Source organism: Streptomyces sp. NBC_01381 (genome assembly GCF_026340305.1).
In the GTDB taxonomy this organism is placed as follows: Bacteria; Actinomycetota; Actinomycetes; order Streptomycetales; family Streptomycetaceae; genus Streptomyces.
Genome location: NZ_JAPEPI010000001.1, coordinates 3608263 through 3624791, shown reverse-complemented (window position 1 = coordinate 3624791; position 16529 = coordinate 3608263). Strand labels below are relative to the sequence as shown.

Genomic DNA, 16529 nt, shown 5'->3' with positions numbered 1-16529 from the left:
CACTGACAATCGGCCTTGGATGAGAAACCCTCCCCGCAGAGGTCTACAGCCGTACCGCCTTGGACATCGGTAGGTACAGGGAGGCAGCCATGCGCCGTGTGACCGTGCACAAGACCGTCGGTAAGCCCACCACCCGACAGATCCGCGAGAAGTACGAGGCCGAGGACCGGCCCCGTGAACGACCCGAGGTCCGCAAGGACGTCCAGCGGACCTGGTGGCCGGACGGGTGAGACCGCCCGGCCGCGGCCAGGAGAACCAGAAGGGCTAGAGGCTCTTGCGGTAGTGGAAGCGGTCGTAGGGGCCGTCGACCCTGCGCTCCACCAGCTCGTATCCGTACCGCGGATAGATCTTCTGGTTCTCCCACATCATCGCGTTCGTGTAGAGACGGACCTCGGGAAGCCCGAGGGCACGCGCGCGTGCGTCCACGAACGCCAGCAGGCGGCCGCCCATGCCCCGGCCCGCCGCCTCGGGGTGGACCGCGATGCTGTCCAGGAAGAGATGGTCCTCGTCCTTGTGCGGGACGAGGACCAGGACGCCCACGACCGGATCCCCGGTGACATACACCCGCCCCGCCGCCACCTCCGCCGCGTGGTCCGCCTCCAGGGGGGCGGGCACTACACCGATGCGCTCGATGTAGTGGCGGTACGCGGCGTCCGTCACCGCCTTCACTGCGGGGACGTCGGCGGTGGTGGCGGGGCGGATGTCGGCTGTCATGCGTCTACGTCTACGCCACGGGCGCGCCCCCGCACCACCGCCTTCTTCAGCAGCGGCCACAGCACGATCAGCGCGATGATCGCGTACACCGTGATGGAGAAGGGCGTGTCGAACAGGCCGCTGACGCTGCCGTCGCTGATCTGCAGGGCGCGGCGCAGCTGCTGCTCGGCGTTCGGGCCGAGGATGACGCCGATGACGGCGGGCAGGACCGGCAGTCCGTAGCGTCGCATGCCGAAGCCGATCAGGCCGATGACCAGGAGGATCACCAGGTCGAGCGCCTCACCGCCGACCGCGTACGCGCCCACCGCCGCGAAGAAGAGAATGCCCGCGTAGAGGTAGGGCCTCGGGATGCGGAGCAGCTTCGCCCAGACCGGGGCCAGCGGCAGGTTCAGGGCGAGCAGGAGCACCATTCCCACGAAGAGGGACGCGATCAGGCCCCAGACCAGGTCCGGTTCGCGCTCGAAGAGCAGGGGGCCGGGCTGGATCCCGTACTGCTGGAAGGCGGCGAGCATCACCGCGGCCACGGCCGTCGTGGGCAGGCCGAGCGTCAGCATCGAGACCAGCGTGCCCGCCGCCGATGCCGATGACGCCGACTCGGGGCCCGCCACTCCCTCGATCGCGCCCTTGCCCCACTCCTCCTTGTTCTTGGACAGGCGCTTCTCGGTGACGTACGAGAGGAAAGTGGGGATCTCGGCGCCGCCGGCCGGGATCGCGCCGAACGGGAAGCCGATGAGCGGACCGCGCAGCCAGGACTTCCAGGTGCGCTTCACATCCGCCTTGCCCAGCCAGGGGCGGCCCACCGGTATCGCCTCGCCGCTGGTGCGGCGCAGATGGGCCGCGACCCACAGCGCCTCGCCGATCGCGAAGAGGCCCACCGCGACGATCACCACGTCGATGCCGTCGGCGAGTTGGAGCGAGCCGAACGTCAGCCGCTGCTGCCCGGTCATCTGGTCGAGGCCGACCAGGCCGATCGTGAGGCCGATCAGAAGGGAAGCGAGGCCGCGGATGCGGGACGAGCCGAGGACCGACGTCACGGCGATGAACGCCAGGACCATGATGGCGAAGTAGTCGGGCGCCCCGATGTCGACGGCGAGGTCGGCGACCGTCGGCGCGAGCGCCACAAGGAGCATGGTGCCGATCATGCCGCCCGCGAAGTGGCCGATGGCGGCGGCCGCGAGCGCCTGTGCGCCGCGCCCCGCCTTGGCCATCGGGTTGCCTTCCATGGCGGCCACGACGGCGGCGCTCTCGCCGGGTGTGTTGAGGAGGATGGAGGTCGTCGAGCCGCCGAACATCGCCCCGTAGTAGATGCCGGCGAACATGATGAACGCGCCGGTCGGTTCCAGGCCGTACGTCACGGGCAGCAGCAGCGCCACCGCCATCGCGGGGCCGATGCCGGGCAGCACGCCGATCGCGGTACCCAGGAGCACTCCGACCGCGGCCCAGAGCAGGTTCAGCGGGGTGAGGGCCGTGCCGAAGCCGTCCATCAGGGAGTTGAAGGCGTTCATGTCAGAGCACTCCCATCAGCGGGCCGCCGGGGAGCGGGACTCCGAGCAGGTTGTTGAAGACGACGTACGTGATCAGGGAGAGGCCTGCCGCGATGAGCGGGTCGCGGTCCAGGTGCCGGCTGCCGAGCGCGTATGCGGCGCCCCAGAACAGCAGGGCGCCCGCGATGGGGAAGCCGAGCGGTTCGATGAGGACGGCGGCGCCGAGGAAGACCCCGGCGAGCAGCAGGACGGTGCGCCAGTCGGCGGGTTCGGACAGGTCGATGTCCTCGCCGCCCTCGGCCTCGCCGCGGCCGCCGCGCAGGACGTCGACCGCGAGGAGCACGGCGACGACCAGGAGTCCGATGCCGACCACGATCGGGACCGTCTTGGGGCCGATCGGGCCGCGCTGGGCGATGTCGACGTCCATGGTGAGCGCGTCGGTGAGGACGAGCGCGCCGAGGGCCAACAGCATGACGCACACGCCGAGTTCGGAGTGCTCGCGCAGCCAGGTGCGGCGGCTGTTCCCGGACTCCTCGGGCGGGGTCGGCGGGTTTTCTGTAGTTGTCGTCGTCACAGCCCGAGCTCCTTCAGCACGGACACCACGCGCTTGTCCTGGGCGTCCAGGAAGTCGCCGAACTTGTCGCCGGTCAGGAAGGCGTCGTCCCAGCCGTTGGTCTTGAGGGACTTGCGCCACTGAGGGGAGTCGTGGAGCTTCCTGACGAGGCCGGTGAGCTTGTCGCGCTCGGCTTCGGAGAGGCCGGGCGGGGCGACGATGCCGCGCCAGTTGGTGAAGTCGACGTCGTAGCCGGACTCCTTGAGGGTGGGTCCCTCCAGGCCGTCGACGCGCTCGGGTCCGGTGACCGCGAGCAGCCGCAGCTCGCCGGACTTGATCTGGTCGAGGTACTCGCCGACGCCGGAGACGCCGAAGGCGACCTTCTTGCCGAGGATCGAGGCGAGGAGTTCGCCGCCGCCGTCGAAGGGGACGTAGTTGACCTTCTTGGGGGCGATCCCCGAGGCGCGCGCCATCAGCATCGGGGCGAGGTGGTCGGGGCCGCCGGGGGACGAGCCGCCGCCGACGGGGAGCTTGCCCGGGTTCTTCTTCCAGGCGGTGATCAGCTGCTTGATGTCCTTGTACGGCGAGTCCTTGGCGACCACCACGACGTCCGGCTCCTCGGTGAGGCGGGCGATCGGGGTGGTGTCGGCGAGGGTCTTGGGCGCGTGGTTGGAGCGTGCGGCGCCCACGACTCCGAGCCCCATGGACATCGCGAGCTTGCCGTTGCCGTGCTCGCCGACGAGGCGGCTCAGGCCCACGGTGCCGCCGGCGCCGGGCAGGTTGAACACCTCGATGTTGTGGGTGAGCTCGGCGTCCTCGGCGTTCTTCGCCGCGGTGCGGGCGGTGATGTCGTAGCCGCCGCCCGGTGTGTTGGGGACCATGAAGCGCAGGCCGGGGATCTGTGTGCCGGTCTCGGAGCCGCTGCCCGTCGAGAGCAGCGGCGGCCCTGCGAGCACGAGCAGCGCGGCCCCGAGCAGGGCAAGAGGTGTGCGCAGACGCACGTGTGCCACCACCTGTCGGTACGTAGGAGTTGGTGGGGCCGGGTTCCCGGTGGGGGGGGGCGGGAACCCGGCCGCCATCCGCGGGGACGGGGATTCCTGTGAGGTGGCCCACATGTTGCCTGCGCGTTAAGAAGCTGTCTCTCTTCCGGAATCAACGGACGTTGTGGTCGTTGTGGTCGCGCCCATAGCCTGCGGCGATGACAAGGGTGCTGGTCGTGGACGACGACTTCATGGTCGCCAAACTGCACAGCCGTTATGTGTCCGCGATGGACGGATTCTCGGTGGTGGGGGTGGCGCACAGCGGTGCGCAGGCACTGGAGGCGGCGGAACGCCTCCGCCCCGATCTCGTACTCCTTGACGTCTATCTGCCCGATATGGACGGCATCGCGGTGCTACGGGAGTTGCGTGCCGTCGAGGAGCGCGACCGGGACCGGCAGCCGGTGGACGCGCTGTTCATCACGGCGGCGCGGGACGCGGAGATCGTGCGGGCGGCGCTGCGGGCGGGAGCACTGCACTACCTCATCAAGCCGTTCAACCAGGCCGCGCTGCGGGAGCAGTTGCTGCACGTGGCGGCGTTGCGGGCCCGCCTCGACGGTCTGGACGAGGCCCGCCAGGAGGACGTCGACCAGCTCTTCGGCACCCGCCCGCCCGGCTCCCGCGAACTCCCGAAGGGCCTCGCGGCGCACACCGCCGACCTGGTCGAACAGACCCTGCGCCGCCACCCCGACGGCCTCTCCGCGACGGAGTGCGCCCAGGAGGGAGCACTCTCGCGGGTCAGCGCGCGACGGTACCTGGAGTTCTTCGCGGACACGGGGAGGGCGGAGGTGACGCTGCGGTACGGGGGGACGGGGCGGCCGGAGCGGCGGTATCGGTGGGTGCGGTGAGCGTTTCACTGGAGGTGCGGTGATGAACCCGCGGGCCGGTGGGGGCTGATCGCGCAGTTCCCCGCGCCCCTTCCGGGGCGCAGCCTGAGCCCCCGGTTAGCCCTCCCTTAACCCCACCATAAAGATCGCCATCACCCGCCCTCAGCAGGCGAATTCGGGGATCTCAGCGGCTAGCTTTCTCGTCGCCGGGCCGGTTACGAACCGTCGGCGCCGCACGTATTCGGGGGGCGGCACCGGCCGTTCGCAACCGTCTCGTGTCCCCCACCCCCCCCAGAACCGCCGCTGAGGAGAACCACCCCATGAATGCTCGCCGCAAGGTCGCCGCACTCGCCGCCGGTGTCGCCCCGCTCGCCCTGACCGTCCTGTCCGCCGCGCCCGCCGCCGCGCACGGTTCGATGACGGACCCGGTGAGCCGGGTGTCCGCCTGCTTCCAGGAGGGTCCGGAGGCCCCGAAGTCGGCTGCCTGCAAGGCGGCTGTCGCGGCCAGTGGCGCGCAGGCCTTCTACGACTGGAACGGCGTGAACATCGCCAACGCCGCAGGCAAGTCGAAGGAGATCATCCCCGACGGCAAGCTGTGCAGCGCGGGCAACGACAAGTACAAGGGCCTCGACCTGCCGCGCGCCGACTGGCCGTCCAGCAAGCTCGCCGCCGGCAACCACACGTTCCACTACAAGGGCACCGCCCCGCACAAGGGCTCCTTCGAGCTGTACGTCACGAAGGACTCGTACGACCCGACCAAGCCGCTGAAGTGGTCGGACTTGGAGAAGAAGCCCTTCGTCAAGGTCACCGACCCGAAGATGGAGAACGGTGACTACGTCTTCGACGGCAAGGTCCCGGCCAAGTCGGGCCGCCACCTGATCTACTCGATCTGGCAGCGCTCGGACTCCCCCGAGGCCTTCTACACCTGCTCCGACGTCGTCTTCGGCAAGGACAGCGGCGGCGGCACGGCCCCCGCCCCGACGGCCTCCGCGCCCTCCGAGAAGGACATCGAGGCCGGCTCCGAGAAGTCGACCGTCGAGCACCACGGCCACGGCGACAGCGACGCCAAGACGGGCGCCGAGGCCTCCGAGGCGGCCCCGGCGCAGGACACCCCCGCCAACGAGCCCGAGGTGAACGGCGCCGCTGCGAAGCCCGCTGCCACCAACGAGAACCTCGCCGAGACCGGCGGCGACAGCACCACCCCGTACATCGCGATCGGTGGCGCCGGCGCCCTCGCCCTGGGCGCGGCGGCCATGTTCGCCACGGCCCGCCGCCGGACGGCGCGTCACGGCCGCTGAGTCATCCCGAACAGAGCGGGCCGCTGCCGAATCGTGCAGCGGCCCGCTGTTCATGGCATGCCGGTCAGGACAGGCACGTACTCGGTGTCGCGTGCTGCGGATCCAGCGCGTTGGCGACCTCGTGGTGGGCGACCCGGTCGAGGATCCCGATCGCCACGTGCTCGGAGAGGTCGACGGGGCACAGGTCCTGGACGGTCACATTGCGTACGTTGGGCCCTTCGAGGAACTGCGTGCGGTACGGGGTGACCACCTCGTCGTACTTGGTGGCGATGACGGTGTAGCGCACGCCGGGCACGGTGTCGCCGCCCGCGTTGAGCTTGGTGAGGAACGGCGATCCCGCCACCTGGTCGGCGAGGCTCGGCGTCTTGGTGGTGAGCAGGTCCTCGATGCCCGGGAAGTAGGGCAGCAGCTTGGTCAGGCCGAGCAGGGTGGTGCCGTGGTTGTCGGGCGCGAGGCCGATCAGGGCGTTCACCTTCGCCGCGCCGCCGAGGAACTTCAGGTAGTGGCGGGGCATCATGCCGCCCTGCGAGTGGCCGACGAGGTCCGCCTTCGCGGCGCCCGTGGAGGCGAGCACCTTGTCGACGAAGGCGTCGAGCTGTTCGGCCGACTTGTCGATCGGGCCGAGCCCGTTGAAGAACGGCACTCCGGGCAGCTGGCCGTAGTCGAGGGAGTAGACGCAGTAGCCGCGCCTCACCAAGTAGGGCGCCAGGACGAGCCAGTTGTCCACGGAGTTGCCGAAGGTGCCGTGGACGAGGACGACGGGGCGCGGGTGGGCGGCGGACGGCTTGCAGTTGTAGTCGTTCCAGCCGCTCGACGAAGCAGACGAAGCGTCCGGGGCCGCGTGCGCGGCGGGGGTCAGGGTGAGTGCGCCCGTCATGAGCAGGGCGGCGGCAAGCGCTCCGAGCGCTCGTCTCCAGGGCAGCATCGGGTGATCTCCTTGCGGCTCAAGGGAGTTGCTCAAGGCAGTGACGATGAGCGAGCCCTGTGATCCGGATCACGAGGATGCTGTGCACACGCCAAATTACGGGCGAGTAGTAAAAGTGTGAAGTTACGCGTCGGTAAAACTTCCAGCGATCACTGGCGCGGTCGCCTCTCTGAGGGCTAACGACGCGGCGGCGCGACGAGCCCCAACTCGTACGCGATGATGACCAGTTGGACCCGGTCACGGGACCCCAGCTTCGTGAACAGCCGCGCTACATGAGCCTTCACCGTAGCCACGGTGATGAACAGCTCGGCCGCGATCTCCGCGTTGGACAACCCCCGCCCGACCAGCGTCAGCACCTCACACTCACGGTCAGTGATGCCGTCGACCGTCCGCCGGGCCACCGTCGCGGGCTCCGGCCGCGCCGCGAATTCCTCGATGAGGCGGCGGGTGACGCTCGGCGCGATCAGGCCGTCCCCCGAGGCCACCACCTGGATCGCCGCGAGGATGTCGTCGAGCGCCATGTCCTTGACGAGGAACCCGCTCGCGCCTGCGCGCAGCGCCCCGTACACGTAATCGTCGTCGTCGAACGTCGTCAGGACCAGGACGCGGGTCGCGTCGGTCTCCGCCGTGATCAGCCGGGTGGCCTCGATGCCGTCCATGCCGGGCATGCGGATGTCCATCACGACGACATCGGGGCGTACGTCCCTGGCGAGCCGGACGGCGTCGGCGCCCGTCCCCGCCTCGCCCACGACGTCGAGTTCGGGGTTGTCGGCCATAAGGACCCGCAGGCCCGCGCGGACCAGTGGCTGGTCGTCGGCCAGTACGACGCGCACCACGCGGTCCGTCACCGCCCCTCCTCCGGCACGGGCAGCAGCGCCGCCACCCGGAAGCCGCCCTCGGGGCGCGGCCCCGCGGTGAACCGGCCGTGCAGCAGGGCGACTCGCTCCCGCATGCCGACCAGGCCGAAGCCGGTGCCCGCGGGCAGCCCGCCGCGCCCGCCGTCCTCGATCTCGATGGACAGCTCGGCGGCCCGACGGTCGACCTTCACCCGGCAGGTGTCCGTTCCCGCGTGCCGTACGACATTGGTCAGCGCCTCCTGCAGGATGCGGAACGCGGCCAGGTCGATGTCGGCGGGCAGCGGCCCGCGCTCGCCCGGCCACCGCACCTCCACGCGGACCCCGGCGTCCAGCGCGGACGTGACGAGGCGGTCGATGTCGGCGAGGCCTGGCGTCGGCTCGCGGGGCGTCAAGTCATCGCGATCGGAGGCGAGTTCGGCATCCATAGCATCATCTGACTCCGGCTTCCGCAGGGCGACCAGTGTCCGGCGCAGACCCGCGAGCGTCTCCCTGCTGGTGTTCTCGATGGTGGTGAGCGCGTTGCGGGCCTCGGCCGGCTGGGTCTCGATGACGCGGCTGCCCACGCCCGCCTGGATGGCGATGACGCCGATGCTGTGCGCGATCATGTCGTGCAACTCACGGGCGATGCGCAGGCGTTCGGCGGTGATGGCGCGGGCCGTGGCCTGGCTCCGCAGCGCCTCCGCGTGTGCCCGGCGCTCACGGGACGAACTGCCCACCATCCAGGCGGCGATCAGGGCGACGGCGATGAACGCGACGGTCTCGCCGTTGTTGCTCACCCACCCGGAGGGTGCGCAGCCGTTCACCATGCCCTGGGGAGGAGCGCCCGCGGTGGGATCGCAACCGCCGTCGGGCGGGAAGGCGAAGAGGCTGAGCAGCTGTGCCGTGAACGCCATGAGGGCGGCGGCGACCGACGTACGGCGCGGGCGGGTGGCGGCGAGATAGCCGACGGCGCAGACCCCGACGAAGATCTGCAGATAGCTGACTTCCGTCTTCCGCATCTCCATCGTCGCCGTCACCGCGCCCAGGAGCAGGAAGACCAGGGCGGGCAGCGGCCGGCGCCGGAGCAGCGAGACGACCACGGCCGTGAGCGCGATCGACGCGAGGACCATCAGGGCGTCGAAGCCCTGCTGCCCGTGGTCGAACGTGACGTAGGTGACGCAGGGGTAGACGACCGCCCCGCTCCAGGCGAGACCGGTGCGCACGGGCGGCCACAGCCGCCCGGCCACACGCGGGCCCCTGCCCTGCTCGGGCGCCGCCTGACCTGCCTCGATGTCCATGCACCGATCGTATGTGCCCATCCCGCGCAGGGGTATTGGCCCACGGTCGTACGCCCATGGGCTACCGGAGCCCGCCGCGTGGGTGGCCGACGGCCCGATGCCGGGTGCCCTCGGCCCACGGGACCGTGGCCGGATGATCGAAGTCAATGAACTGACAAAGGTGTACGGCGACAGGACGGCCGTGAAGAACCTCGGCTTCACCGTCCGCCCCGGCAAGGTCACCGGGTTCCTCGGCCCCAACGGCGCGGGCAAGACCACGACCCTGCGGATGCTGCTCGGCCTGGTCGCCCCCACCGGCGGCACCGCCGTCATCGACGGCCGCCCCTTCCGCGAACGCCCGCGCGGCCTGCGCCACGTCGGCGCACTCCTCGACGCCGGCGACGTCCACGGCGGCCGCACCGCCCACGCCCACCTGCGCGCCCTGGCCCGCAGCAACCACATCCCCCGCAGCCGGGTGACCCAGGTCCTGCACGAGGTCGGCCTCACCGACGCCGCACACCGACGCCTGAGCGGCTTCTCCCTCGGCATGAAACAGCGCCTGGGCATCGCCACCGCCCTGCTGGGCGACCCGCCGGCGCTGTTGTTCGACGAGCCGCTCAACGGCCTTGATCCAGAAGGCGTGTTGTGGGTACGCGGCCTCTTCCGCCGCCTGGCAGCCGAGGACCGCACCGTCCTCGTCTCCAGCCACCTCATGACCGAGATGGAGAACACCGCCGACCAGCTCATCGTCATCGGCCGCGGCGAGCTGATCGCCGCGGAGAGCCTCACCGACTTCGCCGCACGCGGCACCCGCTCCAGCGTGACCGTCCGCACTCCCGACACCACGGCCCTGGCAGCCGTACTGACCGCCGAAGGCGCCTCGGTCCACCCCCAGGGCAATCTGCTCACCGTCACCGGCCTACCCGCCCCCCGCATCGGCGAACTCGCCTTCCAGCACCGGGTGTTGCTGCACGAACTCACCACCCGTACCGCATCCCTGGAAGACGCCTTCCTGGAAATCACCGCCGACAGCGCCGAATACCTCGCAGGAGAACCCCGATGACCGCGGCCCCCGCCCGCTTCCGTGACCTCATCGCCGCCGAGTGGATCAAACTCTGGTCACTGCGCTCGACCTACTGGGTGCTCGGAGTCGGCGCGCTGGTCGTCATCGGGATCAATGTGAACTCCGCGCAGTCCAACGCCGACCGCCTCGCCCATCTGCCGCCGCCCCCGGACGGCCTGGAACCGCACATGCGGTTCGATCCGCTGCACACCGCCTTCGTCGATCCCGCCTGGCAGATCCTCATGGTCGTCGCGGGCAGTGTCGGCGCCATCGCGGTCTTCGGCGAGTACACCAGCGGCCTGGTCCGTACGACGTTCACGGCCGTCCCGGACCGGCGTGCGGTGGTGGCGGCGAAGGCGGCCGTCATGACGGCGGTGATGCTGGTGCTCGGCGCGGTCGTCGCCGCGGTCTCGTTCGGGGCGACGCAGGCGGTCCTGCGGGACCACGGCGGCCTTTCGGCCGGCGATCCGGGCGCGCTGCGGGCGGTCGTGGCGTCCGCGCTGCTCGCGCCGTTGTGCGCGCTGGTGGGCATGGCCGTCGGGGCGCTCGTCCGGCACGCGACGGGCACCGTCGTCACGACGCTCGTGACGCTGATCCTGCTGCCCGCGCTGTTCCAGGGCGAGACCCATCGGTGGGTCAAGGAGATCGGCAACGCGATGCCGCTCTCCGCCTGGCAGGCGCTGGTCGAGAACCCGGCGATCGGCTTCCCGCCGGACACGTACCCGGTGTCGGTCGCCGAGGCGTGGCTCGTGTTCGGGGCGTGGCCGCTGCTCGCGGTGGCCGTCACGGTGGTGGCCGTGCACCGCCGCGACGTCTGAGCCCACGTCTGGGGCCTACGCCGCCAGCGTCCCCGGCACGATCGCGCCGGGGCCGAACTTCGCCCGTGCCCGGTCGGCGACCTCCTCGATGCGGCGCGCCCTGTCGTCCGCCGGGTCGAACATCAGCTGGTGGGCGGCCTGTTCGGCGGGGCCGAGCCCTTCGGCGCGCAGGGAGATGCCGCGCACCCGGGCGCGTTGCAGGCCGAGCGCCTCGTACATCCGGTACGCGGTCGCGGTCAGCGCGGAGGAGTGGGCGGTCGGCTCGGGCAGAGCGCGGGTGCGGGTGGTCGTCGAATAACCGGTGCGGTCCGCGTACCGCACGGTGAGCGTCAGGGAGCGGCACACCTGGTCATCGCCGCGCATTCTGACGCCGAGCTCCTCGGTGATCGAGAGCAGTGCGCGCCGGTGCCGGGTGGGGTCCAACTCGTCGCGGGGGAAGGGCCGTTCGGCGGCGAGCGAACGGGCGGCCGCGTTCGGCACGACCCGTGCGCGGTCGACGCCGTGCGCCTTCTCGTGCAGCTCGCGGCCGGCGCGGGCGCCGATGAGCCGCTGCAGCGTGGACAGCGGCGCGGCGGCCACCTTGCCGACGGAGTCGAGCCCGTACTCGCACAGGGTGCGGGCGGTGGCGCGGCCGACCCCGGGCAGCTCGGCGACCGGCTTCGGGCCGAGGAACTCCGCGACGGCTTCCGGTTCCCGGCCCACGACGCGGGTCACTCCCGGCACGGCGGCGCGCACGGCCATCCGCGCCAGCATCGGCCCGGGCCCGGCGCCGATCACGCAGTCCACCCCGTACAGGGCGAGCGCCCGCACCCGGATCACCGCGGCGAGCTCGACGGCGTCCCGCCCGAAGTAGCGCATGGCTCCCCGTACGTCGACGAGCACACCGTCGGGCGGCAGGGCCTCCACGACCGGGCTGAACTCGCCGACCAGTGCGATCAGCCGGGGCAGGGCCGCCTCGTACATGGGCGGCAGCAGGAAACGTATACAGAGAGTGCTCATCCCGCGCTCCCCGGGCTCTGGTGCCACAACTTCCGCCCCGTGGCCGCCCGTTCACCGGGCGGCTGCAGGTCGGCCCAGGGGTGCATCTCGTACCCCGTGGACATCCGGATGCGCCGGCCGCCGTCCGCCGGGGCCGCTGCGGGCTCCGGCTCCGGCGGCTGCTCGGTCAGCCGCTCGGCCACCGCGTCGAGGCCTCCTTCCTGGCGCAGCTCCACCAGTTCGGCCAGGTTCCAGGCGGCCGCGCCGACCACGCTGAGGCTGCGCGGCCCGCGGCGCTGCACGACACCGCGGACGAGCAGCAGCCAGGAGTGGAAGACGGTGTGCGCGCACCGTTCGTGGGCATCGTCGAAGAAGGCCAGGTCGACCAGGCCGGTGCCGTCGTCCAGGGTCGTGAAGATGACGCGCTTGCCGGAGCGGATCGGCGGGGTCTGGGTGGCCGCCTTGGCGCCCGCGACCAGCACGGTCGCGCCGTGTTCTGCCTCCCGGAGCCGACGGGCCGTCAGCACGCCGAGCTCCTTGAGGAACTCCGCGTGATCACCCATGAGATGGCGCGAGGAGTCCATGCCGAGGACGCCGAGTTCGGCGCTGAGGCGTTCCGCGTCGTCCAGGTCGGGAAGCCCGGCGGGCGCCGTCTTCCGCCCGCCGGACAAGGGGAGTTGGGCCCCGAAGGCTCCTGACGAGCCGCGCGCGCCGCGCCGCAGCTCGGCCAGGTGCAGCTGCAGATCGCGGCGGTTGGCGCCGAACGCGTCGAGCGCGCCGACCTGGGCGAGCCGCTGCGCGACCGGTTTCGACGGCCTGGCCCGCTCCCAGAAGTCCACGAGCGAGGCGTAGGGCTGCGCGTCGGCGATCCGGGCGGCCTCGGCCTCGCTGATGCCGTGCACGTCACAGAGCGCGAGCCGCAGCCCCCACCGGGAGCCCCCCGGGTTATCAGACACCAGTTCGATACGGTGAGCGACCGCGGACCGGTTCACGTCCAGCGGAAGGATCGGCACCCCGCGCCGCCGCGCATCCGCGAGCAGCAGCCGCTTCGGGTACATCCCGGGGTCGTGCGTGAGCAACCCCGCGTAGAACGCGGCCGGGTGATGGGCCTTCAGCCATGCCGACTGATACGTCGGCACGGCGAAGGCCACCGCGTGCGCCTTGCAGAAGCCGTACGACCCGAAGGCCTCGATGATCTCCCACGTCCGGCCGATCGTCTCGGCGTCGTACCCCTTCGCCGCGGCCTGCTGCGCGAACCAGAACCGGATCCGCCCCTGCGACTCGGGGTCGGAGAGCCCGCGCCGCACCCGGTCCGCCTCGTCGCGCCCGCAGCCGGTCATGATGTCGACGATCTCGATGATCTGCTCGTGGAAGACGACGACTCCGTACGTCTCCTTCAGCGGCCCCTTGAGATCCGGGTGCGGATAGCGGACGGGCGCGCGGCCGTGCCGGGCCTCGATGAAGGGCCGCACCATGTCGGCGGCGACGGGTCCCGGACGGAACAGCGAGATGTCGACGACCAGGTCGTGGAAGGTCGCGGGCTGAAGGCGCCCGACCAGGTCACGCTGGCCCGGCGACTCGATCTGGAAGCAGCCCAACGTCTCGGCGGACTTGATGAGTTGATACGTCGCCGGGTCCCCCGGCGGCACCGCGTCCACGTCGACACGGGAGCCCGTGGCCCGCTCGATCTCCCCCACGGCGTGCGCCATCGCCGACTGCATCCGCACGCCGAGCACGTCCAGCTTGAGCAACCCGAGGTCCTCCACGTCCTCCTTGTCGAACTGGGACATGGGGAAGCCCTCGCCGCTGGTCGGCATGACCGGCGTACGCGCGAGCAGCGAGGCGTCGGAGAGCAGCACCCCGCACGGGTGCATGGCGATGCCGCGGGGCAGCGCGTCGAGCGCCTCGACAAGCTCCCACATCCTGCCGTGCCGCGCCCCTCCCCGCTGAAGCTCCCTCGCCACCTCCCGCAGTTCGGGCAGCTCCGCCATCGCCGAGCGGGCGTCGCGGGCGCGGATGTGCGGGAAGGACTTGGCGATCCTGTCGATCTCGGCCGGGTCCATGGACAGGGCGGCGCCCACATCGCGTACGGCGTGCCGCACCCGGTAGGTCTCGGGCATGGCGACGGTCGCGACCCGCTCGGTGCCGAAGCGGCCGATGATCGCGCGGTAGACCTCCAGGCGGCGGGCCGACTCCACGTCGATGTCGATGTCCGGCAGGACGAACCGCCGCGTGGACAGGAACCGCTCCATGAGCAGCCCGTGCTCGACGGGGTCGGCGTGCGCGATGCCGATGAGGTGGTTGACCAGGGATCCGGCGCCGGAGCCGCGCGCCGCGACCCGGATCCCCAAGTCGCGTACGTCGTCGACCACTTGGGCCACGGTGAGGAAGTAGGAGGCGAAGCCGTGGTAGGCGATGATGTCCAGCTCGTGGTGCATCCGCTCCCAGTACACGCGCCGCGCGTCATAGCCGCGCAGCACCATGCCCGCCGCCGCCCGCGACGCCAGGACGCGCTGCGCGGTGCGGCGCCCCGCGCCGACGAGGTGCGGTTCGGGGAAGCGTACGGAGCCGATGCCGATGTCGTCATCGGGGTCGACGAGACACTCGGCGGCGGCCGTCTGGGTCTGCTCGACGAGACGGTGGGCGGTGTCGCGGCGGAAGCCGGCGGCCTCGACGACGCGCTCGGCGATGTGCAGCATGTCGCCCGCACCCTTCAACCACCGCTCACCGCCGTCGAGTTCCTTGGTCGGGTCGACGGGGACGAGACGGCGGGCCGCGTCGAGCACATCGGCGACCGGGCCGAGCCCCGCGTCGGCGTAGCGCACGGCGTTGCTCAGGACGGGGCGGATGCCCTGCTCGGCGGCGAAGCCGACGGTGCGGGCGGCCAGCCGCAGCGAGCCGGGGCCGGTGCCCTCGCGGCCGTGCCAGACGGACTCCAGGCGCAGCGCGTCACCGTACCGCTCACGCCAGGGGGCGAGCAGGCGGGCGGCCCGGTCCGGGCGCCCCGCGGCGAGCGCGCGCCCCACGTCGGACGCGGGGCCGAGCAGCACGGTCAGACCGTCGCCGTGGTTCTCCTCCCACGGAAGGACAGGCTGCCCCTCACCGGTCCGGTGCGCGGCGGTGACCAGGCGGCAGAGCGTGGCCCAGCCGGTGGCGCCGTCCCGGGCGAGGAAGGTCACCCGCGGGGTCGACTCGTCGATGAAGGCACCGCCGCGCACCGGGGTCCGCCGCCGCTCGCCCCGCACCGGGGCGGGCTCGGCCACCGCGAGCTCGGTGCCGAACAGCGGCCGCACCCCCGCCTTCGCGCAGGCCTTGGCGAACCGGACCGCCCCCGCAAGGGTGTCCCGGTCGGTGAGCGCGAGGGCATCCATGCCCCGCTCGGCGGCGCGCTCGGCCAGCCGCTCCGGGTGCGAGGCCCCGTACCGCAGGGAGAACCCGGAGACGGTGTGCAGATGCGTGAACCCTGGCACACGCACCTCCCGAAAACCTGAACCGATCCGACCTCACAGCCCCCGCCTCCACCATAGACCAAGTTTCGAACGTACGTGCGATCCGCGTGCGACGCGCCCATCGCCGTCGCTCATTCGGCCCCGCCCACCTGCGGGAACGGCAGGGGCCCCCGAGCGTGGGGGCATGAGTTTCACCGATGAGTTGAAGAGCGCCGTCACCCCGCGAGCAGCCCTGCTGGTCATCGGCGTACTCGCCCTGCAGCTGCTGTTCATCGCCTCCTACGTGGGGGCGCTGCACGATCCGAAGCCGAGGGACGTGCCCTTCGGCGTGGTCGCTCCGGGGCCCGCCGCCGAGCAGGCGTCGGCCCGGCTCGGGAAACTCCCCGATGAGCCGCTCGACCCCCGCGTGGTCGAGGACCAGGCCACGGCCCGGAAGCAGATCATGAACCGTGACATCGACGGCGCCCTGATCATCAACCCCCGGGCCACCACCGACACGCTCCTCGTCGCCTCCGGCGGCGGCACCGTCCTCGCCACCACGCTGGAGAAGATCGTCACCCAGCTCGAAGCGGCGGAGAACCGGACGGTCAGGACCGTGGACGTGGCGCCCGCCTCCCCCGAGGACTTCGACGGGCTCTCGTCCTTCTATCTGGTCGTCGGCTGGTGCGTCGGCGGCTATCTCTGCGCCTCGATCCTGGCGATCAGCGCGGGGTCCCGGGCCGCCAACCTCTCGCGCGCGCTGATCAGGACCGGCGTCATGGCGCTCTACTCGATCGCGGGCGGACTGGGCGGCGCGATCATCATCGGGCCGATCCTGGGCGCCCTGCCCGGCAGCGTCCTGGCCCTGTGGGGCCTTGGCGCCCTGGTTGTCTTCGGGGTCGGCATGATCACGCTCGCCCTGCAGGCGCTCACCGGCATCGTGGGCATCGGCCTGGCCGTCCTGATCGTCGTCATCGCGGGCAACCCGAGCGCGGGCGGCGCCTTCCCGCTGCCGATGCTGCCGCCCTTCTGGGAGGCGATCGGCCCCTGGCTGCCACCGGGCGCCGGCACCTGGGTGGCGCGCTCCATCGCGTACTTCGATGGCAACGCGATCACCGAACCACTGCTGGTGCTCGCCGCCTGGGCGGCCGTGGGAGTCATCGTCACCCTGGCGATGTCAGCCCGACACAGGGCGGACACCAGCTCGCTCGACCTCGCAGGCAAGCCCTTCGCGTAAGCCGCACCCCGCGAGCCGCGCCCCATAAGGGGCGCGGGGAACTGCGCGACAAGC

Annotated in this window: 15 protein-coding genes; 6 read left to right on the top strand and 9 right to left on the bottom strand. The window is 71.5% G+C overall.

The features are described from left to right. Positions 1–89 precede the first annotated feature (89 nt). Positions 90–230 carry a hypothetical protein gene (locus tag OG453_RS16885; protein WP_266868703.1) on the top strand — a complete coding sequence of 47 codons (141 nt, stop codon included), beginning with the start codon at positions 90–92 and terminating at the stop codon, positions 228–230. 34 nt (positions 231–264) lie between these two features. Here the strand turns inward: OG453_RS16885 and OG453_RS16880 are convergent, their stop codons facing one another. From OG453_RS16880 to OG453_RS16865, 4 genes are read right to left on the bottom strand one after another with little or no spacing between them, the layout of a single operon-like run. Next, positions 265–714: a GNAT family N-acetyltransferase gene (locus OG453_RS16880; protein WP_266868702.1), complete on the bottom strand. Its 450-nt coding sequence runs from the start codon at positions 712–714 to the stop codon at positions 265–267. Beyond that, the gene (locus OG453_RS16875) at positions 711–2219 is read right to left on the bottom strand and encodes a tripartite tricarboxylate transporter permease (RefSeq protein ID WP_266868701.1); all 1509 of its coding nucleotides are present in this window, start codon (positions 2217–2219) and stop codon (positions 711–713) included. Before OG453_RS16875 ends, OG453_RS16880 begins: the two co-directional genes overlap by 4 nt. A gap of 1 nt (position 2220) precedes the next feature. Continuing rightward, positions 2221–2772 carry a tripartite tricarboxylate transporter TctB family protein gene (locus tag OG453_RS16870; protein WP_266868700.1) on the bottom strand — a complete coding sequence of 184 codons (552 nt, stop codon included), beginning with the start codon at positions 2770–2772 and terminating at the stop codon, positions 2221–2223. Next, positions 2769–3752: a tripartite tricarboxylate transporter substrate binding protein gene (locus OG453_RS16865; RefSeq protein WP_266869900.1), complete on the bottom strand. Its 984-nt coding sequence runs from the start codon at positions 3750–3752 to the stop codon at positions 2769–2771. The genes OG453_RS16870 and OG453_RS16865 overlap by 4 nt, the downstream gene beginning before the upstream one ends. A gap of 197 nt (positions 3753–3949) precedes the next feature. On the opposite strand from OG453_RS16865, the gene OG453_RS16860 reads away from it, so the two are divergent. Next, positions 3950–4636, top strand: a complete 687-nt coding sequence (locus tag OG453_RS16860) for a response regulator (protein ID WP_266868698.1) — start codon at positions 3950–3952, stop codon at positions 4634–4636. A 299-nt stretch (positions 4637–4935) separates the two neighbouring features. Then, the gene (locus tag OG453_RS16855; RefSeq protein WP_266868697.1) at positions 4936–5913 is read left to right on the top strand and encodes a lytic polysaccharide monooxygenase; all 978 of its coding nucleotides are present in this window, start codon (positions 4936–4938) and stop codon (positions 5911–5913) included. A gap of 64 nt (positions 5914–5977) precedes the next feature. Here the strand turns inward: OG453_RS16855 and OG453_RS16850 are convergent, their stop codons facing one another. The 3 genes from OG453_RS16850 to OG453_RS16840 form a co-directional block, all read right to left on the bottom strand. Further along, positions 5978–6838: a triacylglycerol lipase gene (locus OG453_RS16850; protein ID WP_266868696.1), complete on the bottom strand. Its 861-nt coding sequence runs from the start codon at positions 6836–6838 to the stop codon at positions 5978–5980. A 176-nt stretch (positions 6839–7014) separates the two neighbouring features. Further along, positions 7015–7686: a response regulator transcription factor gene (locus OG453_RS16845; RefSeq protein WP_266868695.1), complete on the bottom strand. Its 672-nt coding sequence runs from the start codon at positions 7684–7686 to the stop codon at positions 7015–7017. After that, on the bottom strand, positions 7683–8972 hold the full coding sequence (locus tag OG453_RS16840) for a sensor histidine kinase (protein ID WP_266868693.1): 1290 nt from the start codon (positions 8970–8972) through the stop codon (positions 7683–7685). The genes OG453_RS16845 and OG453_RS16840 overlap by 4 nt, the downstream gene beginning before the upstream one ends. A gap of 133 nt (positions 8973–9105) precedes the next feature. Between OG453_RS16840 and OG453_RS16835 the strand changes: the two genes are divergently transcribed. Both OG453_RS16835 and OG453_RS16830 read left to right on the top strand, forming a co-directional pair. Beyond that, positions 9106–10014 carry an ABC transporter ATP-binding protein gene (locus OG453_RS16835; RefSeq protein ID WP_266868692.1) on the top strand — a complete coding sequence of 303 codons (909 nt, stop codon included), beginning with the start codon at positions 9106–9108 and terminating at the stop codon, positions 10012–10014. Next, the gene (locus OG453_RS16830) at positions 10011–10832 is read left to right on the top strand and encodes an ABC transporter permease (RefSeq protein ID WP_266868691.1); all 822 of its coding nucleotides are present in this window, start codon (positions 10011–10013) and stop codon (positions 10830–10832) included. Before OG453_RS16835 ends, OG453_RS16830 begins: the two co-directional genes overlap by 4 nt. A 15-nt stretch (positions 10833–10847) precedes the next feature. On the opposite strand, the gene OG453_RS16825 is transcribed toward OG453_RS16830, so the two are convergent. Beyond that, positions 10848–11831 (bottom strand): hypothetical protein, encoded by a 984-nt coding sequence (locus OG453_RS16825; protein WP_266868690.1) that lies wholly within the window; start codon positions 11829–11831, stop codon positions 10848–10850. Further along, positions 11828–15280, bottom strand: a complete 3453-nt coding sequence (locus OG453_RS16820) for a DNA polymerase III subunit alpha (protein WP_266868688.1) — start codon at positions 15278–15280, stop codon at positions 11828–11830. The genes OG453_RS16825 and OG453_RS16820 overlap by 4 nt, the downstream gene beginning before the upstream one ends. A 163-nt stretch (positions 15281–15443) precedes the next feature. On the opposite strand from OG453_RS16820, the gene OG453_RS16815 reads away from it, so the two are divergent. Next, positions 15444–16475 (top strand): DUF3533 domain-containing protein, encoded by a 1032-nt coding sequence (locus tag OG453_RS16815; protein ID WP_266868687.1) that lies wholly within the window; start codon positions 15444–15446, stop codon positions 16473–16475. The last annotated feature ends 54 nt before the right edge of the window (positions 16476–16529 follow it).